We start from the raw sequence: 19,822 nt of genomic DNA on the forward strand, positions 1-19,822 counted from the left end.
ACCTTGCAAAATTACCGTTAAGAGTCTTGAATTCGCTTAACCAAATCATAAAAAGGTTGCCAATTATCCTCAAGAGCGATCGGTTCCCAAACAGCCTCAATCGTAGGTCTCAACAGCGATTGTTCAGGATTGTGCTTCCGCAACCTTTGGGCCATTTTGTCCATATCGTCCGCCGACAAACTTTGCAAAACGTGACAATAAAACTCCCGCCAAGGTGCTAACAACTCCCCAGGTTCCGCGTCACTAAAAATTTGATTGACATCATCTCGCCAAGTGCGATCGAACTGTCTGCGCAATTGCCAAAAGAAATCATGATAATCAACTTGAGACTCCGCCAACATCTTAATTGTCAACTTCAAAAGCTCATCACCATCCGCCTCTGGCAAATCTTCAAATCCCAATTTATTCAGCATCAACTGACGGTAAGCAACATTATAATACTCACCAAACTTTGCCAAAGCAGCATCCATATCAGCTTGAGAAATCGCGGCTGCTAGCGGTTGCTGAAGCTTCTCCAAATTCCCCTTGCAAACAAACGGTTGATTGCCGTAACAATAAAGACCATAATGGTCAAAATAAGCTGCCGTAAATTCCGGTTTATAAGTTGGTATAAAAGCAAAAGGCCCATAATCAAAACTTTCACCAGTAATCGACATATTATCAGTATTCAGCACCGCGTGGCAAAAACCTGCCGCCATCCACTGAGCGACCAATTCAGCTACTCGCTTGACTAAATCCGCATAAAATAGTGCATACTTTTCTTCTGAAGAAGCACCAGAATTGCTAGCTGCTAAATGCAGTTCAGGATAGTAATATTCAATTACAAAATCTAAAAGTTTTTTAATTAAGTCCGGGCGGCGGATATAATTTAGCCTTTCAAAAGTGCCAAACCTAATGTGAGATTCACTAAAACGAACCATTACAGACGATCGCGTCGGAGAAGGTTCGTCACCTCGCCACAAAGCATCGCCGGTTTCAACTAAACTAAAACAGCGAGATGTCCGAACTCCCAATCGCTGCAAAGCTTCAGCAGCTAAAACTTCGCGAATTCCCCCTTTGAGAGTGAGTCTACCATCAGCACTGCGCGAGTAGGGAGTGCGACCAGAACCTTTAGTGCCGAAGTCATAAAGTCTGCCGTCAGTGCCGCGAACTTGGCCGTATAAAAAGCCTCTACCGTCGCCTAAATTGGGGTTGTATTCGTTGAATTGATAGCCGTGGTAGCGGAGTGCGAGAAATGGACGCACGCAGTGAAATTTGCCGAATGCTTGGATGAAATGCTCGTCGGTTACTTCTGAGGGGTCTAAACCCAATGTCGGTAATAATTGGTCGTTGCGGAAGCGGAGGATGTGCTGGGGAAAATCGGCCGCCGGGACTTCATCAAAGTAGTCGCCGCCGAGGGATTCGAGGGCGGGCTCGTAGTTGAGGGAAAGTAAGGGATTTGACATTTGTCTATTTTATGTTGAAAATGGCGATCGATCCAAATATTTTAGCTGATTGTCGTTCTATATATGCGTAAGGTGCGCAGTGCGCACCCTACAGTTGCTCTGGCTGGTATTTAAACTCCAACCAGACTCGGTTCTAAAGTTGCCACTAATTTGAGATTGTACTCATCTTCAAAACATGGCTTTTTATAATCCAAACTCCACATTTCCAGAGCGCAATCGTCCGCGGGGTTGAGCGGTTGCAGCCGCAAGTGAAACTCTCGCACTTCCGGGCGGTGTTCGCATTTGAAATCAGCAATAGCGCCAATCTGCCGCCTATCCAAAGCCACAGCCAACCGCAGAAAAGGATGCAGTTTACTCACTACTTCTCGGTATCTTTTCGGGAGAATTTGAAAATTTTCATGCTTCTTTTTGGGAGGATTTTTGCGGTGATATCGAGCTAGATTAGCAATTACTTCAATCTCTGTTTCAGTGTATCCCAATAACTCACCATTGCGAATTAAATAGTAAGAATGCTTGTGGTGCGCCGAATGACTGACGTACAAACCGGAGTTGTGCAGAATCGCCGCCGCCCACAGCAACTCGCGTTCTTCAGTTCCCCAATTGTGTAAAATTCCTTGGGTTTGGTCAAACAAATTCAGCGCAAATTCTGCGGTTCTTTCGCTTTGTTCTAAGTTAACTTGATATTTTGCAGCCATGTGTAGAACGCTGCGCTGGCGGATTGAACCTTGATAGCGCAAGCGGTTTTCAATCAAACCTCGGCTCAGCATCCAGTCAACAATGACGCCTTCTCTCAAAGATCGATCGCACACAGTGAGCGATTCCATCCCTAATAGTGCCATCGCCTCCTGCAAAATCAAAGCGCCGGCGAGAATAATTTCCGCCCGTTTATCAGACATTCCGGGAATTGCCAGCCTTTCCGAGTAAGAAAGTTTGCGAAAGCGATTGACTAAATCGCGCAAATCTTTTAAACTTAATTGATAGCCCGCCAGCGGACTCGGAACTGTTCCCAGCTTTTCGCGAGCGTTAATTGCAGCCAGAGTTTCGATGGTTCCAGCAGTGCCAATCAAGCGCAGAGTTTCGCCAGCCTTGAATTGCGATCGCAATTCGTCGATCGGTCTTTCCAGCGAAATCCGAATATAAGCTTGCAAATAGGCAAACTCCTCCTTGCTAATCGGGTCAGTTTTGACAAATTCTCCAGTCAGGCGTACAGCACCAATTTTGGTACTGGTGAGACAGCGCGGTTCAGAACTATCTCCTAAGATCAACTCAGTAGAACCGCCGCCAATATCAATAATTACCTGGGACTGATTGTTAAATTCCATTCCCGAAAGTACGCCGAGATAAATTCTCCGCGCTTCTTCTTGACCGGAAATTAAGCTAACATTTAGGTCTAATTCGTCAGCAACTTGTTTGAGAAACTCGCGCCCGTTAGGGGCTTCTCGAACCGCACTCGTAGCTACAGCAATGACTTGTTCAGCATTAAAAGTTTTAGCAATATCTTGAAAACGGCGCAAAGTTGCGATCGCCCTTTGCATAACTTCAGACTTCAAACACCCTGTTTTAGCCTCGCAATCGCCCAATCGAACCGTATCTTTTTCTCTAGCAATAATCGTAAACGCGGGCAATTTCGGATCGATCCGCGCCACCACCATGTGAAACGAGTTAGTACCCATATCAATAGCGGCAATAATGCGATTTGACTCCGCAGAAGCAAGTGAATTAACCATAGGAGTGTATCGGGGTTGACAGATATTTTTAATTATTCCATGAATTTACTGAGCCATCGGCTTAAAATATTAAGAATCTCCAATCTAGAATTAAAATGCTTATAGAGCCCGATCGCCCAACCGAATCCAAATTACTAACCATCGTAAAGCTTTTGAGGTGGGACAAACCAGCAGGGCGACTAATTTTAATGATTCCAGCCCTCTGGGCCGTCTTTTTAGCAGCCCACGGAACGCCGCCCGCAGCATTAGTCGGTGTGATAGTGTTGGGCACCTTAGCCACGAGTGCGGCTGGATGCGTGATTAACGACTTGTGGGATCGCGATATCGATCCCGAAGTAGAAAGAACGCGATCGCGCCCCCTAGCATCCCGCGCCCTCACCGTACAAACAGCAATAGGAGTTGCCTTAATTTCCTTAGCAAGCGCCGCGATTCTGGCATTTTATCTCAATCCTTTAAGCTTCTGGCTCTGCGTTGGAGCCGTACCAGTAATTATCTGCTACCCGCTAGCAAAAAGATTCTTTCCGGTGCCGCAATTAGTATTATCAATAGCCTGGGGATTTGCAGTATTAATTAGTTGGAGCGCCGCCGTCAATCAATTAGAAATAGCAACTTGGTTGCTGTGGGGAGCAGTCGTGTTTTGGACAATGGGATTTGACACAGTTTACGCGATGAGCGACAGAGAAGATGACCTGCGTTTGGGCGTAAATTCCAGCGCGATATTTTTCGGGGATAATGCAGCTAATGCTGTGGGTTTTTTCTTTGTTGGTACGGTCGGTTTGTTAGCAGCAATGGGCATTAATTTGCAGTTGCACGTTGGTTTTTGGATAGCGATTAGTGCGGCGGCGATTTTGTGGTTTTTGCAGTACAGTCAACTGCGAAAGGATGATATTCCCACACCTGTTTATGGTCAAATCTTTCGCCAAAATGTTTGGGTTGGGTTTGTCATATTGGCGGGGATGATTGTTGGGGATATTTTTTGAGAATACCGTGCGGTTGAAACCGCGTCTATACAAACAAAACCCGGATGGTGCGCGGGTTGAAGAACAGACGGCGGTTTCAACCGCCCTATATCTCTTTCAACGTCATTCTGCATCCCCTAAAAACGGGGATTTTGCCAAGTATTTGTAAAGTTATATTACAAAAACCGAAATTTTGCATAAAAACTCCGACGCACTCCAGATAGATAAGTAGCGGCGCAAGTTCAGCGAGTTTGACCCACACCTTGTGTGAAGTTATATTACAAAAACCGAAATTTCGCATAAAAACTCCGACGCACTCCAGATAGATAAGTAGCGGCGCAAGTTCAGCGAGTTTGACCCACACCTTGTGTGAAGTTATATTACAAACCGCATAAAAACTCCGACGCACTCCAGATAGATAAATGTCAGCCCAAATTATCGGATTAATCGAGGTGCACCATGTCTACTACTTCTATCGGCAATCTCAACGACAACTATTTCTCGATCGACTTTGCGGGAAAAACTGACCCCATCGATACCTATCGCTTCAATCGACTGAATACAGGAAGTTTCCGTGTCACCGCCGAAGGTTTCACTTCCGTGGTGGGGATGCAACTGCTTGACAGTGACGGAAAAGTCGTCAAAGACATCGCCACCGACGGCACAAATTCCGGTACATTTAGCATCGATAATTTGGGTGCAACAAATTATGCACTCAAAATTTCTGCACCTTCGCGCGATACAAATTATCAAGTTAGTTTAACACCAGACGGCAAAGTTGACCCGCTGACAGGTTTGGGAGTTGATTCCGGCTTTTTCGCTACAGATTCTACGGGACAAGTTGGCTTTGACTGGTTGCACGACGGTGGCAATTATCAAGGAGAAGTTGCCATTTTCAGCGTGCAGGGCATGGAGAAATTAACTCCAGGTTCTCAGGAGTTTATCAAAGAAGCGGCAAGACGAGCTCTGAGCAATTCTACCTTTGGTCACGTAGTAATTTCCGACCCTACAGAAGGCGCAAATCCGCTGTTTGACGGTCTTTTAGGAGAGGACAACTATAACGAAGGAACCTACAGCGGCCCGAAAACATTTGGGATGAAACCGGGTGAGGCTTTTGCTGTGATGTTGGTGCCGAACGCTACTGTGCAAGATATCTTTAATAAGCCCAATGCTGGCGGTGACAAACGCCCGCTGCTGTCGTTATCTAGCACTAATCCAGATGATGCTTGGCTGTACGGTCAAATAGCTGATGTTACTGGCACCGGCAAGGCCTTTGCGATGGAGGATCAGCGGGTTGATACGGGTTCGGATAAAGATTACAACGATTTGGTTTTCAAGTTGACCGGTGCGACTGGTAAGGCTGTGTCGATCGACAAAGTAATCAATCCGAGTAAGGATTGGACTAAACTCGATGGCGGCAAGAAATTGATCGAGTATGTCACTCCCACACCGCCAGTAGCCACAACCCCGCCTGCTGTTTTACCGCCAGTTGAGACAACACCACCAGTTGCTGTTGTACCGCCGGCAACACCGCCAGTAGCGACAACGCCGCCTGCTGTTGTACCGCCAGTTGAGACAACGCCGCCTGCTGTTGTACCGCCAGTTGCTGTTGTACCGCCAGTTGAGACAACACCACCAGTTGCTGTTGTACCGCCGGCAACACCGCCAGTTGAGACAACGCCGCCAGTTGCTGTTGTACCGCCAGTTGAGACAACACCACCAGTTGCTGTTGTACCGCCGGCAACACCGCCAGTTGAGACAACGCCGCCAGTTGCTGTTGTACCGCCAGTTGAGACAACACCGCCAGTTGCTGTTGTACCGCCAGTTGAGACAACACCGCCAGTTGCTGTTGTACCGCCCGCTGTACCGCCAGTTGAGACAACACCGCCAGTTGCTGTTGTACCGCCAGTTGAGACAACACCGCCAGTTGAGACAACGCCGCCTGCTGTACCGCCAGTTGCTGTTGTACCGCCAGTTGAGACAACGCCGCCAGTTGCTGTTGTACCGCCTGTGATGATTACAGGGCCTGTACTAATAAAACCTCCGATCGCCCCAACGACTCCCTCAGAACCACCTGCGATCGACCCACAACCGCCTGTCACTGAACAATCGCCAGAGACTAAACCGCCTTTTGAAACTATTTTGCCGCCAGCGCCCGATCGCACTTTTGTGGGCATCATCGATACTGGGTTTGCTGCGAAGAATGCCGATTTGGATTACTCTAAGGTGACGATGGGGCGCGATCGCATCGACAAAGATAGCAACCCGTTGTTAAATGCTGGAGAAGGAAACGAACACGGCACGTTTAGCTGGGGTTTGGTAAGCGCAATTCAAGGCAATGATAAAGGGATTGATGGCTATAACGATCAGGCGAATGTTTACCTAAGTCGGGCGATTGGTTCTGGGGAATGGGATTTAGCTTTAAATGATTTTGTGAGTGAAGCGAAGGGACAAAAGAAGAAGAATGCGATCGCCCTGCTTCCCCTCGATTTAACTCAAAAGAATGCTGACGGTAGCATTACTACTCGTTACGAGTTTACAGCGCGAGAGCGGGCTGTGTTGGAAAATGCGCGTCAAAGTGGTGTGCTGTTGGTTGTGGCGGCGGGTAATGATGGCGGTGTGATGTCGGTTTTGGGTCAATCTTCTCAGGAGTTTGAGAATATTATCACGGTTGGTTCGTCTAATGGAGTTGGGCGATCGGATTATTCGAGTTACGGCTATGGTTTGGATATTTTAGTGCCCGGTGGTTCGATCGACAATCCGACTTTATCTACGGTTGGTGATGATGTCGGCCAAATGGCGGGAACTTCTGCGTCGGCGGCGATTGCGGCGGGGATGTTGTCTAAGGTTTGGGAAAGCAATCCGGCTTTGAATGCTTCTCAAGTGATTGATGTTTTGACTGGAAGTGCGATCGATTTGAAGGCGCCCGGATGGGATGAAGAAACGGGTTTTGGGGTGGTGAATTTCAATAAGGCTGTGGATTTGGCCAAGGAAACCAAGCCACAAAGTTACACCCCTAGTCCTTTCTTGAGTCCGACAACTTGGGGCTTAGAAGGAAAAGTCACGCCTTGGGAAAGGGCGACTTATGACATAAAGACAGGAAGTTTTACATCGATTATTTGGTCAACTACTGGTGTAAATCTTCGTACTGGGACTAATTTGAGCGATAAAAGCGATGTGAATGTGGGATACAAAGGTCAGACTTTCACTTTCGATGCTTGGACTTACGGGGAAGCAGTCAAGGATATCACCACACAAGAGCCAGATGCTTTGTGGTTTCGGACAAATTACAACGGCAAATCTTACTGGGTACCGAGTGCATTCACGAATGGCTACCCGCCTGGAAACCCGCCCTTACTACCTCCAACAGAGAATCCCGTTGTTGTGCCGCCCACAGACAATCCCGTTGTCGTGCCGCCCACAGACAATCCCGTTGTCGTGCCGCCCACAGACAATCCCATTGTCGTGCCGCCCACTTCAATTAATCTCAACGGTCACAACGTCGGCGGCAATTTCTATCCGGTTTTCCAGAATTATCAAGGAACGCTGGGCAATCCCACTTCTGATGTCATCAACTATAATGGTGCCAGCTATCAGCTATTTGATAAAGGATCAATTGTTAGCAGTAAAAATGGAACTTTCCCGCTTTATGGTGCGATCCGTCAGAAATTCTTGAAAACAGGTGGATTGGATGGCTGGTTGGGTGCTCCGAAGAGTGCGGAAAAGGGCCAAGGGGATGGAACGCTAATCCAATACTTTGAGAAGGGTTACATTTCCTGGAATGGCGTTAAGGCGATCGCTTACAAAGAAGGTACTGCTTTGCCATCTGTATCTGTTCCGTCTATATCCAAGCCTAATCAGCCAATCTCTAGCGACGATCGTTGGTGGGATTTGCAGACAGGTGATTCTTTGCTTTATTCTAATCAAGAAGAGCCGAAGAATAACTCTAAGTTATACTCTGAACTTCAGAAGATTGAACGCAGTCAACAAGTACGTCAAGTGTATGTAGAGCTTTCCAAAGCAATTTTTCAAGGTCGCTTAATCGAATCAGATTCTGGTTATGCTTATGACAAAGTATACATCGATAAAGCAGTAGTAGATGGTAAAGTTGGCTGGATTCACACTGGAATAGATATCTCAGCTAAGACAACAGATAATATCTACTCACCAGTCGATGGCACAGTTGTTCGAGACATACCTAACTATCATAGTAGTGGCAGGGCTATTGTTGTTCAGGAAAAAGTAGACGGAAAGCCAGTAAATCGTTTTTGGTGGTATTTACATCTAGCAAGTGGTACAAGTATTGACACAAACGTGAAAGCTAATACAACAAAAATTGGTAATCCTGGGAATATACCAGGTATGTCTCCTCACCTTCATTTGACTGTTGCAACTATACCAGATGAAAATGCAGCTTTAAATGTCAATAAAGACTGGTACAAAAACTCGCCTGGTGTCACTCAAGAACAAGCTTCGATTAATGCAGTTACCGCAAAAACGATGAGTCCTTTACAGGCTTTTTGGGAGGCACAAAAGAAAATTACCAGATAGTTGCATGAGCAATCGCTATTCTGAAAACAAGAGCGATCGCACTTCTTTGCGGGAAGAGCGATCGCCCGACACTAACTCTCACCAACAATAAAAGCGAGATCCCTTTTGCAACTATCCGCAAAGGGCGATCGCCCCGATTCCATCTGCTATAATCTTCAGTAATATCTCATTTACCAACAGCCATCGACATGACCGATGAAGAACTGAAGCAACTAATAGAAAGCAACGCTAGAGCAACTCAAGCTATGTTAGATAACATGGCAGAAGCAAGACTCGAACGACAGGAGCTTCGAGACGGAATGGTACAATTGCAAAATGCTGTCGTGCAATTGATTAACGTTCAGTCAGGAATTGCTAACTTGCTGACTTCTCTGGATGAAGATCGTCCAACGATGCTGAGAAAGCTCACTACAATTGAAAACAAACTCGATCGACTTCTAGGGCAAGAAAATGCTCAGTAAGTCAAAGAGCGAGATCCCTTCTTTAACCAGAGCGAGATCCCTTTTGGAAATATCCGCAAAGGGATCTCGCCTTTTATTTGAGACGAAAGTGCGATCGCCCTCCACTAACTCTCACCAACAATAAAAGCGAGATCCCTTTTGGAACTATCCGCAAAGGTATCTCGATTCTACTTTTCGTTACCCTCAACCAATGGCAAAGACCAGGGTTATTATATGAATTAGAAACCCTCATCCTTCAAGCTGCACATCCTCCCTACAACGTAAAAATTTCCAGAGAACAATGAATCATACCCTCAACATCCAACACTTACCACCAGAAGCTATTCATTCGCTGATGACTCATTTGCCTGACTATGTGAAAGTCGCCCTGATGGAAAAAGCTACGCAACTAGAATGCTCTCTCGAATCTGCGATCGAAATGGCGATCGCTAGTTTTCTAGACTCAGAAGCTTTCAGCTTTGAAGATTGCCTATTATCGCAACGTCTTCAGGAATCAGAATTGGTAGAATCTCCTCAAAGGAAATAGATGCGAGATATTTTTAAAGGAGATAAATATCATGTCATCCCCAGAACCAAACCTAGCCGATAACTGGGAATTCACAGAATTATGGGTAGATCCGACAGCATCACCCCCTTACGTCCTAATTTTACTGGGTGACAATTCAGGTAATAGCTCTATCTACGATCCTGCTCAAAATTATCAGATCGTATTTGCCAGTTCAAGTTATCAAGAAGCTAAACTCTGGCTGTTAGAAGATGAATACGAACGAGTAGAAAGTCGGCTACAAGTGGAAGCAGCATAAACCCATTTTTGAGAAAATTGGAAAGTGCGAGATCCCTTTTGGAACTATCCGAAAGAGATCTCGCCCTTCCATTTTTGCATTCAAGTAACAAAAAATTGCCGATTCATCCAATTATTGCTAGAATAGTCACAAAAAAAATATTCTTATTAACCAATGAACGACATCTCTATCTGCTTACCAGAAGACTTACTCACATACATCAATCAAAAAGTGCAAAACCCCAGCGCTTTGATAGAATCACTCTTGCAACAATGGCGAAAACAGCAAGAAAACCAAGCTTTAGCAGAAGCTTGCAAGCTAGTTGACGAACTCGATTTAGGATGGGATGAAGAATGGCAAACTCAAGCGATTACCGACTGGGAAGTATCTGGATAGCTAGATTCGATAGTCATCGCCCTTTTGGAACTATCCGCAAAGGGCGATCGCCGTGTTATCAAATACCTGCTTTTGGCAAGTCAATTATATAAGCTGTTTCTACAATTTATGTACTTTAATTTTGAACAACAACCAGCCGTACTTGATGATGCCAAATACTCAATACCAGTCCGCGATCGCAAGTCCTGCAACTCTCGAAAACTCCTTGACATTGTGAGTAACAAGAGTTGCTTGAAATGCTAAAGCTGTCCCTGCAATCAAAACATCTATCGGCCCGATGGGAGTGCCTTGTTGCTCCAATTGAGCGCGGATTGTGGCAGCAGCAACAGCAGAATCGCGATCGAAAGGAACAAGATTAACTCGGCTCAAGAGTTGCTGAAGTTGTTCAGTGCGTTTTGCGGGTGAAGTAGATTTAGCAATACCAACTTGCAATTCAAACAAGACGATCGTGGAAATACCAATTTCTTGAGGAGGTATATTGACAAGGTTTTGAGCAACTTGTCCTTGTCCTTTGAAGTAGTATATTAATGTATTTGTATCCAAAATGTACATCTAAAAGCTCTCCCGCAAAATGTCTTCCCCCGACTCGGTACGAATTTCTTCCAGAGTAGGAAAGTCATCTGCCCATGCTCCAGCGAGGGAATAAATCAATTCCTGCCAAGAAGTTAAAGAATCTACTGTATCGGTGGATTGGTTATCATTCAGGTATTTGGCACGAATAAACTCAGCGAAAGTGAGAATTTCGCTAGCTTGGTTTTGGGGAAGGGTTTTGACGATCGCGTAGATTTGTTCAAGAACAGTCATAATTAGATTATAGATAAAGTACAGCTGATCTTTATTTTAGTAATTATAGTTCATTTAGTCGCCATTATTCCATCCGCGTCCATCAGGCATCTGTTGCGGTTGCTAAAAAGAGCGCTCTTCTTTTCTCTCCGAGATTCAAATTCAGCTATCCCAGAGAACAATGAATCATACCCTCAACATCCAACACTTGCCACCAGAAGCTATTCATTCGCTGATGACCCATTTGCCTGACTATGTGAAAGTCGCCCTGATGGAAAAAGCTACGCAGCTAGAATGCTCTCTCGAATCTGCGATCGAAATGGCGATCGCTAGTTTTCTAGACTCAGAAGCTTTCAGCTTTGAAGATTGCCTATTATCGCAACGTCTTCAGGAATCAGAACTGGTAGAATCTCCTCAAAGGAAATAGGATGCGCCATTTTGGAACTATCCGCAAAGGGCGATCGCTCAATTATTACCTATAATTCCAATCAATCCCTCTTTCAAAGACTGGATATCTACATTTTGAAGCCTTCCCAGTTTTTTGATAATCAGTTGTTTCTCAATTGTCGTAATAACAGGCTTAATCATAGAAGCTTTTAAAAGCCCAGCCCCTCGCCAATCTGCGATCGTGATATCACCGGCTTTCGGGCTACTGCTAACTTGACTGGTTATGCCCATCAGAATGCGATCGGGATATTCTGCATTATAGACATCGGAACTAACCACAACGGCTGGACGCTTTTTATTAGTCGTTTGATCGGTAAAAGGAAACGGAACTAAAACCACATCACCAAAATTATAACTCGTCATATTCTGCATCCTCTGGGTTATCCCAAATTTTAGCAAAAGCTGCTTCGGAGAGTTTAGTCGCACTATAAGTTAGAAGACTATCGTCACTTCGAGTTAGAAGGAAGTCGAGGAAATCTTCTAATACCGTAATTTTATCGGGCGGTAAGCTACGAATTTTTTCGATCAGCTTGGTTTCAGGACTTTTAGCGATACTCATCTTCTATCACCTTTTTATTGAAAACACTACACACATTCTTCTAAACCTAATTCTGCCAATTCCTGTAACTCTGTATCTTCTGCATAAAGTTCCGCATAAAGCATCGCCGATTCTTCTAACTGCTGGGCTTCTAACGCTAACTCCAACCGTTGAATCGCTATTCTCACCAATTCACTAGGATCTTTAAATCCATAGTTTTGACAGAGTTCTAAAAATTTGATCTGAGACTCATCTAGTGTAAATGTTTGCTCTTTCATAGTAACAATACTAGGAACTTTACCCAAGTTAGTTGTTTAAAAAGCTTTGTTTAGGATGCAAGTATTTTTATGATAACATACCTTCGTCTATCGTGCAAAAAAAATAGCAAATATCAATAACACCATATTATCCCAAACTATGAAAAAAACTATCATTGGCATCATGGGCCCAGGCGAAAATGCCACATCAACCGACTTAAAAAACGCCTATAAACTCGGACAACTCATCGCCGAAACTGGATGGATATTGCTAACGGGCGGCCGAAATGTCGGCGTGATGGATGCCGCCAACAAAGGTGCAAAATCAGCTAACGGTTTAACAATTGGCATCCTTCCGGGAAACGATACTCGCGGCATTTCCGAAGCTGTCGATATTGCCATTGTCACCGATATGGGAAACGCCAGAAATAACATTAATATTCTTTCTTCAGATGTGATAATTGCCTGCGGTACGGGCGCGGGTACAGCTTCGGAAATTGCCCTCGCCCTCAAAGCTCACAAGCAAGTTATTTTGTTAAATCATAGCTTGGAAAGTCAACTTTTCTTTAAAAATTTAGGCAAAATTAACATTTTTGTGGTACACAATGCTGTAGAGGCTATGAATCAAGCTCGCGAAATCCTAGCAAATCCCAGATGAAATTCAAGATGAAAGTAAGCAAATTCAACTTTTGTGCGATCGCAATTTTCCTAACTCTGGGGATTTTCGGCAGTACCAAAGCAGACGGAGGAATTGCACAGTTAAGTTTCAGCAACCAATCCACTCAAACTTTAGCACAAACGCCCCCTCCTCCGCCTCCTGCTCCTGTCAAATTGCCTGTCACCGATCAAGAAAGCCCCCCAATTACTAGCGAATCCGCGCCGGATCAAATAGCTTTAGCAACCCATTTGCAGACTATCAAAGCTAAAATGTACGGTGCTTATTGGTGTCCTCACTGTCACACGCAACAAGAACTTTTCGGCAAAGAAGCATTTACCGCGATTACTTACATTGAGTGCGATCCCAGGGGGAAAGATGCTCAACCGGATTTGTGCAAAGCTGCTAAGATTCAAGCTTATCCCACTTGGGAAATTCGGGGAAAATATTACACCGGCAGGCAATCTTTGGAAAAACTTGCTCTTTTATCCGGTTATAAAGGCAGCAGCAATTTTGTGCCACAAATTCCCTCTCCTTAAATATATCTAAATTAGTGGGCGATCGCACTCGCCCACTAATAAACCGGGTTTTTGAACCGAAATTCACGGTTGTGAGCAATTATCTTGGTTAAAAACCCGGTTTCTGCCCACCCGTGCGTCTAGGAGTATAACTGTAAGGTGCAGAAACCGCTAAAAATATGACTTTTATGAATCGAACTTCTGAATAATATGAATTGACATAACAGGAAGCTGGTTATTTAATTGTAATTAGGCGGACATATCTATTTAATTTTTTGATTGGCACTTATTCAGGAGACTGAAACGATGCAATTACAATCCAGCAAAAAACAAATAATTTTTAGCAGTTTGCTGTGCTTCTCGGCAATTGCATTTCCGGTAGCGAGTCAAGCTATAACAGTACAAGAAGTACCGAATCCCCGCCAAGTAAATCATACTTGGGTAACAGATAGAGCCAATATTCTCAGTGATAGTACGGAAACTCAGCTAAATCAGATGATTGCGGAGTTGGAGGCAAAAAATGGCTCAGAAATCGCAGTGGTGACAGTGCCTGATACCAAGCCATCGGCGACACCAAAGGCATTTTCTACAGAATTATTTAACTTTTGGGGAATTGGCAAGAAAGGTAAAAATAACGGAGTTTTATTGTTGATTTCATCTGGAGAACGCCGTGTTCAGATTGAGACTGGTTCGGGGATTCAAAGCCTTTTGCCCGATGCGAAAATGGTAAGTATTATTCAAACGGAGATTACGCCCAGATTTAAACAGCAGGACTTTGACGGGGGTACATTGGCGGGGACAAAGGCGTTAGTTAATGTTTTACAAACTCCGATCGCAAACGTGCAATCTCAAAACGCGCTGCCCTTGGCTCCCATAGTACCATCTCAAGCGCTAACACCGTCGCCAATACCTGCTGAATCACCAGTTATTAGCAATAGTAAGTCCACAGGTGAAGATTCATGGAATTTAATCTATGGCTTACTAGGGTTGTTATTCATAGCATTCATAGCATTTTTTATACCTTGCTTCATTCTATTCAGGATATTTCGCAGCTTATTTTCTCGGATATCTCGTTACCGCCACCGCCGTTATCCGCGTAACTACACCAGTAACAATCGCAATTACAGCAGTAACAGCCAAAACTATTACGGTGGGGGTGGCTACTACAGCAGTAACAACATCGATTACAGTAGCAGTAGCGACTACAGCATTAACAGTAGCAGCGATGATTGCCGTGGCTACTACAGCACTAATAGCAGCGACTACAGTATGAGCAACAGCGACTGCGGAGGTAGCTTTGGTGGTGGCGACTCCAGCGGTGGCGGTGCGGGTGGCGATTACAGCATTAGCAACAGCGACTGCGGAGGTAGCTTTGGTGGTGGCGACTCCAGCGGTGGCGGTGCGGGTGGCGATTACAGCATTAGCAACAGCGACTGCGGCAGTAGTAGCAGTAGCGATTACAGCAGCAGTAGCAGCAGCGATTACAGCAGTAGCAGTAGCGACTACAGCAGCAGCAGTAGCGACTACAGCAGCAGCAGTAGCGACTCTAGTAGTGGTGGCGGCGGTGGAGATTGGTAATAGTTCTAAGGTGCTATTCGGCGCACTTTATTCAATTTTGAATTAGATCGTTTTCCCTAGAATGACCACTATCATATAGGTTTGTAGTGAGGACTTTAGTGCTGTGATGGATGCGGACTAAATTCCTCACTACAAACCTATTTTAGGATTGGTTTTTAATCACTAAAATACTCTTCAACTATTTTCAAAATCCGGGATGCTGCTAAACCGTCGCCAAAGGGATTGATTGCCATTGCCATTGCGTCGTAAGCTGTAGAATCACTCAGCAATTCTGCGGCTGCTGTGAAAATTGTATCAGAATTTGTACCGACAAGTTTAGCGGTTCCGGCGGCAATTGCTTCTGGTCTTTCTGTGGTTTCTCGCAATACTAAAACTGGCTTGCCCAAACTCGGTGCTTCTTCTTGCAAGCCGCCGGAATCTGTGAGGATTAAATGACTTCTCTGCATGGCTCCTACTAATTCCGCGTAGTCCAACGGTTCTGTTAAAAAGATTCTGGGATGGTCGCCTAAAAGAGATTTTAAAGGTTCCCGAACGGTTGGATTTTTGTGCAGTGGTAAGAGTAAGGCTGTATCGGGAAATTTATCTAAGATTTGGATGAATGCTCGCGCAATTCCTGCTAAGGGTTTTCCCCAATTTTCGCGGCGGTGGACTGTTGCTAAAATGGTGCGATGTTTGTTCCAATCTAGGTTGGGAATGTTGCATTCTGGTTCGCGTTTGGCGACGGATAACAAGGCGTCGATGACTGTGTTGCCTGTCAGGTGAATTCCTCCCAAAACGCCCGATCGCCCTAAATTCTCTGCAGCCAGCGCTGTCGGAGCAAAATGCAGCTTTGTGAGCTGAGATATCAACCGCCTGTTAGCCTCTTCGGGATAGGGATTGAACAAATCGTCGGTTCGCAATCCGGCTTCTACGTGACCTACTGGTATTTTTTGATAAAATGCAGCTAAAGTTGCCGCAAACGCTGTTGTTGTATCGCCCTGAACTAATACGATTTCTGGCTGCAATTCCTTAAAGCAGGCTTCCAAACCCTGCAAGCTGCGGGATGTAATGTCGGTTAGGGTTTGCTGGTGCTGCATAATTGCTAAATCGCGATCGGCTTTTAGATCGAACATTCGCATTACTTGCTCGACCATTTCCCGGTGCTGACCGGTTAAAATTACTTGGGTGTCAAAGATTGGTGATTTTTTGAACAGTTGAATTACAGCGGCTAGTTTGATCGCTTCTGGGCGAGTTCCTAGGACGATACAAACGCGGTGTGTGGCTTCGGGCATGGTAAAATTGGGTAGTTGAGATTTGTGCAGCTCTTAAAGGCTGGATATTTTATAGCTGGTTTGAATCGTTGGTTAATAAGATTTTTTTTTAACCGCAGAGGGCGCAGAGGGCGCAGAGAAGGGAGAAAATAGAGAGATAAATCAAATATTTTTTGACGATTTTCTATCCTTTCTACTCGGAATTTTGGTACATCTTTATTTGTTAATTGGTCATGCCCTATCGCTACATTCTATTTTACAAACCTTACGACGTTTTAACTCAATTCACTGACAATTCAGGGGAAACTAAACGCAGCACTCTTAAAGACTATATTCCGATTCCTGATGTTTATGCAGTTGGAAGGCTCGATCGCGATAGTGAAGGTTTGTTGCTGTTAACCGATGACGGACAAATGCAGCACCGCCTCAGTGATCCAAAATTCGCTCATCCCCGCACTTACTTGGTTCAGGTGGAACGGGTTCCAGATGCGGGTGCGATCGCCCTTTTGCAAACTGGTGTCACCATTCAAGATTATCGGACTCGATCGGCAAAAGTGCAATTATTGTCGGCAGAACCCGAATTGCCACCCCGCGATCCCCCGATTCGAGTTCGCAAAAACATTCCGACAGCTTGGCTGGAAATGACTCTCACCGAAGGCCGCAACCGCCAAGTCCGTAAGATGACCGCAGCAGTAGGGTTCCCGACGCTGCGGTTGGTGAGAAGTGCGATCGGGCATTTGCGTCTCGAAGGCCTCAAACCCGGTGAATGGCGCGAATTAACTCAAGCTGATTTTAGATTTTAGATTTTAGATTGGGGAATTACAGTAAACAGTTAACCGCCAACAGTTAACCGTCAACAGTCAACAGTCAACAGTCAACAATCAACTACTTTCTAGCCGGCAAAATAAAACTCTCCTTTCCATCCCGATCTTTTTGCACCTGAGCTCCCAACTTGACAAGAGCTTGTTTCGCCCTTAGTCGCACAATTTTGTCCTTTGTTTGAGCATAAACCGTGCTCCAAGCTGCAAACCGCACCGGCACGCTATCGGGATCTCGACGCAAAAACTCAGCAGTTCCTCGAAAAATCTGCGCCAATTCGCGGCCTTTCGGGGTTTGTTCCACCCAGTCAGCAGCCATTTCGTGGGAGTGAATTGAGTCAGGAATGTCCCCCAACAGCAGCAATTCATCGAGAGCTTTATTTCGCCACACTGTCCACGCTTGCGGATCAATTTGCGGCGAAAGGGCGCTAGTACCCCGTTCCATTAACTGCACGGCGATTTCGGGTTTTGCTTGATAAAAGGAAACAGCAACTGACAGAAATGGGTAAATTTCCACTCGCCGAGGATCGCGCCGCGTGATGATGTCAAAATATTCTTGGCTCAGATTGTAGCCGGTCACATCTCGCGCTTCGTCGTCGCCAAAATACTGCAAAAATTTGAGAAATGTCCAATCGGCAATTAAATTGTCAAACCCAAGACTAGGGAGAGTTTTGAGCATTTTTAGCCGCAGGGCTTCTTGCTGGGCTTCTTGCTGGGAGGCTTGCTTGAAACTGGCAGCAGATATGGCAGAGAGTGGCTTCTGCACTGTAGGAACGGCAACTGGGGGCATTCCGCCTAATTGCCCGATCGACTGCATGGTAATGACGCCAGCCAGCGCTGCTGCACCGATAACTCCATTCAGGAGCAGACTCAACCAATTACGGGAAAATTGTGCGATTTTAGCTTCCACGAGACCTTTAAATCCGAGTTTTAAATTAAGTTTATTAAAATAGAGTCATGATTGGTTGGCGATCGGCTATAAATCTCGTTAAACTATCAAAAGGGATGCTATGGCCTCCACAACATAGTTTAAGTGGTAGTTTGAGATTTTTTAGCAATATAAAATCTCAAATCAAAAATCTAAAATCGAATTGAGCCAAAATTCAATGAATCAAGCCCGCAGACGCTTTTCTAAGTTACAGGCAGCCCTGTTCACTGGGGTGATGGCAACAACCGCTTCGATATCTTTACTCGTTCCTGGCCTGAGTCAATCAGTCCGTGCCGAGCTTCAAGATAGCCCCAAAGCTGTCTTAGACGAAGCTTGGCAAATTGTGAACCGAGATTATGTCGATCCCACCTTTAACAAGACTGACTGGCAAGTTACTCGCCAAGAATTGCTGAGTAAAAATTATACTTCTCGCGAAGCCGCTTACACCGCCCTCCGTAATGCCCTAGAGAAATTAAAAGACCCCTACACGCGCTTCATGGATCCGAAGCAGTACGAAGCCCTCAGGAGTCAAATCTCCGGGGAACTGACAGGGGTGGGGATGAGGCTCGAAGAAGATGAGAAAACGAAAGCGATCACGGTAGTCGAACCGATGGAAAATTCCCCAGCCCTGAAGGCTGGGGTTCAAGCTGGCGATACAATTTTGATGATTGACGGTAAAGCTACCAAAGGCATGACTGTCGCGGATGCGGCTCAGATAATTCGGGGCGCTGAAGGCACGAAAGTCACGCTGCGGATTGCTCGTCAGGGCAAAAGCGACTTTGACATCACTCTGACTAGGGCCAGAATTGAGGTAGCAGCGGTTCGCTACAGCCTCAAAAAGGAAGCTAACAAGAATGTCGGTTATATCCGCTTGCAAGAGTTTAGTTCCCACGCGGGCGAACAAATGCAGCGGGCGATTAAAAAGCTCTCCGATCAGAAAGCTGACGCTTTTGTGTTGGATTTGCGGGGTAATCCCGGCGGTTTGCTGTCGGTGAGCATTGATATCGCGCAAATGTGGATGGATTCAGGGGCGATCGTCCGTACAGTCGATCGCGCGGGAGGTTCTCAGGAAATGCGGGCTAACCGCACTGCCATCACTGACAAGCCTTTGGTGGTGCTCGTGGACAACAACTCGGCCAGCGCCAGCGAGATTTTGGCTGGTGCGCTGAAGGATAACAAGCGCGCGACTGTGATGGGCGGCCAAACTTTTGGCAAAGCTTTGGTGCAGTCTACGCATCCTTTGTCTGACGGTTCGGGATTGGCGGTGACGATCGCTCACTACTATACTCCCAACGGTACGGACATCAGCCACAAGGGCGTTACTCCCGATGTCAAGGTGGAAGTTACCGACGAACAAAAGCTGAAATTAGCCAACAAACCGACGTTGGTTGCTACTAAGGACGATCCTGTTTACGCGCAGGCGATCGCACTTTTGAAAACTAACGCTGCGTCTGCCCATCCCACTACTGGTAAGCAGGCTCTTGATCCTAAAAAGTAGTTGAAACTATGAGCCATTAACAATTAGTTTTAAGATAAAACCCGCACCGGCGGGTTTTGTTTTTTGTAGTTTGATTTAGCCTCAAATTGCTAGAAGATTATTTGGTATCCGCTCAATAAATCGGGGTAACAGCAAAAAAGAAGGTTCACAATCTAGCCACAGCATGGTAAAATACAAAACATGACGCAAAAAACATCTGGTGACAAATTAGTAGAAACCTTACTGCAAAGC

At 45.5% G+C, this 19,822-nt stretch carries 21 protein-coding genes; 12 read left to right on the forward strand and 9 right to left on the reverse strand.

The genetic code is table 11. From position 1 onward, the window contains the following. Window positions 1–17: 17 nt before the first annotated feature. A complete protein-coding gene (locus tag K4039_RS26850; RefSeq protein WP_265239548.1) occupies window positions 18–1,445 on the reverse strand; it encodes a YdiU family protein in 1,428 nt (475 codons plus the stop codon). A 110-nt stretch (window positions 1,446–1,555) separates the two neighbouring features. Next, the gene (locus K4039_RS26855; protein WP_265239549.1) at window positions 1,556–3,172 is read right to left on the reverse strand and encodes a Ppx/GppA phosphatase family protein; all 1,617 of its coding nucleotides are present in this window, start codon (window positions 3,170–3,172) and stop codon (window positions 1,556–1,558) included. A gap of 95 nt (window positions 3,173–3,267) precedes the next feature. On the opposite strand from K4039_RS26855, the gene K4039_RS26860 reads away from it, so the two are divergent. The 6 genes from K4039_RS26860 to K4039_RS26885 all read left to right on the forward strand — a co-directional run bounded on the left by K4039_RS26860 (window position 3,268) and on the right by K4039_RS26885 (window position 10,321). Beyond that, window positions 3,268–4,152, forward strand: coding sequence for a 4-hydroxybenzoate solanesyltransferase (locus tag K4039_RS26860; RefSeq protein ID WP_265239550.1), 885 nt, complete (start codon window positions 3,268–3,270; stop codon window positions 4,150–4,152). Window positions 4,153–4,590: 438 nt separating this feature from the next. Beyond that, the gene (locus tag K4039_RS26865) at window positions 4,591–8,682 is read left to right on the forward strand and encodes a S8 family serine peptidase (protein WP_265239551.1); all 4,092 of its coding nucleotides are present in this window, start codon (window positions 4,591–4,593) and stop codon (window positions 8,680–8,682) included. Between the two features lie 188 nt (window positions 8,683–8,870). Beyond that, window positions 8,871–9,143: a hypothetical protein gene (locus tag K4039_RS26870; RefSeq protein ID WP_265239552.1), complete on the forward strand. Its 273-nt coding sequence runs from the start codon at window positions 8,871–8,873 to the stop codon at window positions 9,141–9,143. A gap of 280 nt (window positions 9,144–9,423) precedes the next feature. Beyond that, window positions 9,424–9,669, forward strand: coding sequence for a hypothetical protein (locus K4039_RS26875; protein ID WP_265239553.1), 246 nt, complete (start codon window positions 9,424–9,426; stop codon window positions 9,667–9,669). A 31-nt stretch (window positions 9,670–9,700) separates the two neighbouring features. After that, window positions 9,701–9,946: a hypothetical protein gene (locus K4039_RS26880; RefSeq protein ID WP_265239554.1), complete on the forward strand. Its 246-nt coding sequence runs from the start codon at window positions 9,701–9,703 to the stop codon at window positions 9,944–9,946. Window positions 9,947–10,099: 153 nt separating this feature from the next. Then, window positions 10,100–10,321 (forward strand): hypothetical protein, encoded by a 222-nt coding sequence (locus K4039_RS26885; protein WP_265239555.1) that lies wholly within the window; start codon window positions 10,100–10,102, stop codon window positions 10,319–10,321. Between the two features lie 159 nt (window positions 10,322–10,480). Here the strand turns inward: K4039_RS26885 and K4039_RS26890 are convergent, their stop codons facing one another. Together K4039_RS26890 and K4039_RS26895 are read right to left on the reverse strand one after the other, a co-directional pair. Then, window positions 10,481–10,873 (reverse strand): type II toxin-antitoxin system VapC family toxin, encoded by a 393-nt coding sequence (locus K4039_RS26890; protein WP_265239556.1) that lies wholly within the window; start codon window positions 10,871–10,873, stop codon window positions 10,481–10,483. Then, entirely contained in the window at window positions 10,874–11,125 is a 252-nt protein-coding gene (locus K4039_RS26895) for a DUF2281 domain-containing protein (RefSeq protein ID WP_265239557.1), read from the reverse strand. Window positions 11,126–11,285: 160 nt separating this feature from the next. Between K4039_RS26895 and K4039_RS26900 the strand changes: the two genes are divergently transcribed. After that, a complete protein-coding gene (locus K4039_RS26900) occupies window positions 11,286–11,531 on the forward strand; it encodes a hypothetical protein (RefSeq protein WP_265239553.1) in 246 nt (81 codons plus the stop codon). Between the two features lie 38 nt (window positions 11,532–11,569). Here K4039_RS26900 and K4039_RS26905 read toward each other — a convergent pair whose 3' ends face one another. The 3 genes from K4039_RS26905 to K4039_RS26915 are packed head-to-tail and all read right to left on the reverse strand — an operon-like array spanning window position 11,570 to window position 12,367. Continuing rightward, window positions 11,570–11,914: a type II toxin-antitoxin system PemK/MazF family toxin gene (locus tag K4039_RS26905; RefSeq protein WP_265239558.1), complete on the reverse strand. Its 345-nt coding sequence runs from the start codon at window positions 11,912–11,914 to the stop codon at window positions 11,570–11,572. Beyond that, a complete protein-coding gene (locus K4039_RS26910; protein ID WP_265239559.1) occupies window positions 11,901–12,110 on the reverse strand; it encodes a DUF2281 domain-containing protein in 210 nt (69 codons plus the stop codon). The genes K4039_RS26905 and K4039_RS26910 overlap by 14 nt, the downstream gene beginning before the upstream one ends. Before the next feature lie 26 nt (window positions 12,111–12,136). Beyond that, window positions 12,137–12,367: a hypothetical protein gene (locus K4039_RS26915; RefSeq protein ID WP_265239560.1), complete on the reverse strand. Its 231-nt coding sequence runs from the start codon at window positions 12,365–12,367 to the stop codon at window positions 12,137–12,139. A 139-nt stretch (window positions 12,368–12,506) separates the two neighbouring features. On the opposite strand from K4039_RS26915, the gene K4039_RS26920 reads away from it, so the two are divergent. From K4039_RS26920 to K4039_RS26930, 3 genes are all read left to right on the forward strand, one after another. Further along, window positions 12,507–13,004 carry a TIGR00725 family protein gene (locus K4039_RS26920; protein ID WP_265239561.1) on the forward strand — a complete coding sequence of 166 codons (498 nt, stop codon included), beginning with the start codon at window positions 12,507–12,509 and terminating at the stop codon, window positions 13,002–13,004. A gap of 8 nt (window positions 13,005–13,012) precedes the next feature. Then, a complete protein-coding gene (locus tag K4039_RS26925; RefSeq protein ID WP_265239562.1) occupies window positions 13,013–13,540 on the forward strand; it encodes a hypothetical protein in 528 nt (175 codons plus the stop codon). 285 nt (window positions 13,541–13,825) lie between these two features. Next, window positions 13,826–15,097, forward strand: coding sequence for a YgcG family protein (locus K4039_RS26930; protein ID WP_265239563.1), 1,272 nt, complete (start codon window positions 13,826–13,828; stop codon window positions 15,095–15,097). Between the two features lie 155 nt (window positions 15,098–15,252). On the opposite strand, the gene wecB is transcribed toward K4039_RS26930, so the two are convergent. Continuing rightward, complete coding sequence (gene wecB, locus K4039_RS26935; RefSeq protein ID WP_265239564.1) at window positions 15,253–16,368, reverse strand: non-hydrolyzing UDP-N-acetylglucosamine 2-epimerase; 1,116 nt, start codon at window positions 16,366–16,368, stop codon at window positions 15,253–15,255. Window positions 16,369–16,580: 212 nt separating this feature from the next. On the opposite strand from wecB, the gene K4039_RS26940 reads away from it, so the two are divergent. Then, window positions 16,581–17,150, forward strand: coding sequence for a pseudouridine synthase (locus tag K4039_RS26940; RefSeq protein ID WP_265239565.1), 570 nt, complete (start codon window positions 16,581–16,583; stop codon window positions 17,148–17,150). Window positions 17,151–17,232: 82 nt separating this feature from the next. On the opposite strand, the gene K4039_RS26945 is transcribed toward K4039_RS26940, so the two are convergent. Further along, window positions 17,233–18,075 (reverse strand): hypothetical protein, encoded by an 843-nt coding sequence (locus tag K4039_RS26945; protein ID WP_265239566.1) that lies wholly within the window; start codon window positions 18,073–18,075, stop codon window positions 17,233–17,235. 196 nt (window positions 18,076–18,271) lie between these two features. Here K4039_RS26945 and ctpB point away from each other — a divergent pair, with 196 nt between their 5' ends. Beyond that, on the forward strand, window positions 18,272–19,591 hold the full coding sequence (gene ctpB, locus K4039_RS26950; protein WP_265239567.1) for a carboxyl-terminal processing protease CtpB: 1,320 nt from the start codon (window positions 18,272–18,274) through the stop codon (window positions 19,589–19,591). Window positions 19,592–19,822 lie beyond the last annotated feature (231 nt).

It is taken from the genome of Lyngbya sp. CCAP 1446/10, from assembly GCF_026130175.1.
Lineage (GTDB): Bacteria > Cyanobacteriota > Cyanobacteriia > Cyanobacteriales > Microcoleaceae > Microcoleus.

Bases quoted from the DNA above. Each gene is read 5' to 3' on its own strand.
- K4039_RS26850 (WP_265239548.1), bottom strand. From the start codon at position 1,445: ATGTCAAATCCCTTACTTTCCCTCAACTACGAGCCCGCCCTCGAATCC.
- K4039_RS26855 (WP_265239549.1), bottom strand. From the start codon at position 3,172: ATGGTTAATTCACTTGCTTCTGCGGAGTCAAATCGCATTATTGCCGCT.
- K4039_RS26860 (WP_265239550.1), top strand. From the start codon at position 3,268: ATGCTTATAGAGCCCGATCGCCCAACCGAATCCAAATTACTAACCATC.
- K4039_RS26865 (WP_265239551.1), top strand. From the start codon at position 4,591: ATGTCTACTACTTCTATCGGCAATCTCAACGACAACTATTTCTCGATC.
- K4039_RS26870 (WP_265239552.1), top strand. From the start codon at position 8,871: ATGACCGATGAAGAACTGAAGCAACTAATAGAAAGCAACGCTAGAGCA.
- K4039_RS26875 (WP_265239553.1), top strand. From the start codon at position 9,424: ATGAATCATACCCTCAACATCCAACACTTACCACCAGAAGCTATTCAT.
- K4039_RS26880 (WP_265239554.1), top strand. From the start codon at position 9,701: ATGTCATCCCCAGAACCAAACCTAGCCGATAACTGGGAATTCACAGAA.
- K4039_RS26885 (WP_265239555.1), top strand. From the start codon at position 10,100: ATGAACGACATCTCTATCTGCTTACCAGAAGACTTACTCACATACATC.
- K4039_RS26890 (WP_265239556.1), bottom strand. From the start codon at position 10,873: ATGTACATTTTGGATACAAATACATTAATATACTACTTCAAAGGACAA.
- K4039_RS26895 (WP_265239557.1), bottom strand. From the start codon at position 11,125: ATGACTGTTCTTGAACAAATCTACGCGATCGTCAAAACCCTTCCCCAA.
- K4039_RS26900 (WP_265239553.1), top strand. From the start codon at position 11,286: ATGAATCATACCCTCAACATCCAACACTTGCCACCAGAAGCTATTCAT.
- K4039_RS26905 (WP_265239558.1), bottom strand. From the start codon at position 11,914: ATGACGAGTTATAATTTTGGTGATGTGGTTTTAGTTCCGTTTCCTTTT.
- K4039_RS26910 (WP_265239559.1), bottom strand. From the start codon at position 12,110: ATGAGTATCGCTAAAAGTCCTGAAACCAAGCTGATCGAAAAAATTCGT.
- K4039_RS26915 (WP_265239560.1), bottom strand. From the start codon at position 12,367: ATGAAAGAGCAAACATTTACACTAGATGAGTCTCAGATCAAATTTTTA.
- K4039_RS26920 (WP_265239561.1), top strand. From the start codon at position 12,507: ATGAAAAAAACTATCATTGGCATCATGGGCCCAGGCGAAAATGCCACA.
- K4039_RS26925 (WP_265239562.1), top strand. From the start codon at position 13,013: ATGAAAGTAAGCAAATTCAACTTTTGTGCGATCGCAATTTTCCTAACT.
- K4039_RS26930 (WP_265239563.1), top strand. From the start codon at position 13,826: ATGCAATTACAATCCAGCAAAAAACAAATAATTTTTAGCAGTTTGCTG.
- wecB (WP_265239564.1), bottom strand. From the start codon at position 16,368: ATGCCCGAAGCCACACACCGCGTTTGTATCGTCCTAGGAACTCGCCCA.
- K4039_RS26940 (WP_265239565.1), top strand. From the start codon at position 16,581: ATGCCCTATCGCTACATTCTATTTTACAAACCTTACGACGTTTTAACT.
- ctpB (WP_265239567.1), top strand. From the start codon at position 18,272: ATGAATCAAGCCCGCAGACGCTTTTCTAAGTTACAGGCAGCCCTGTTC.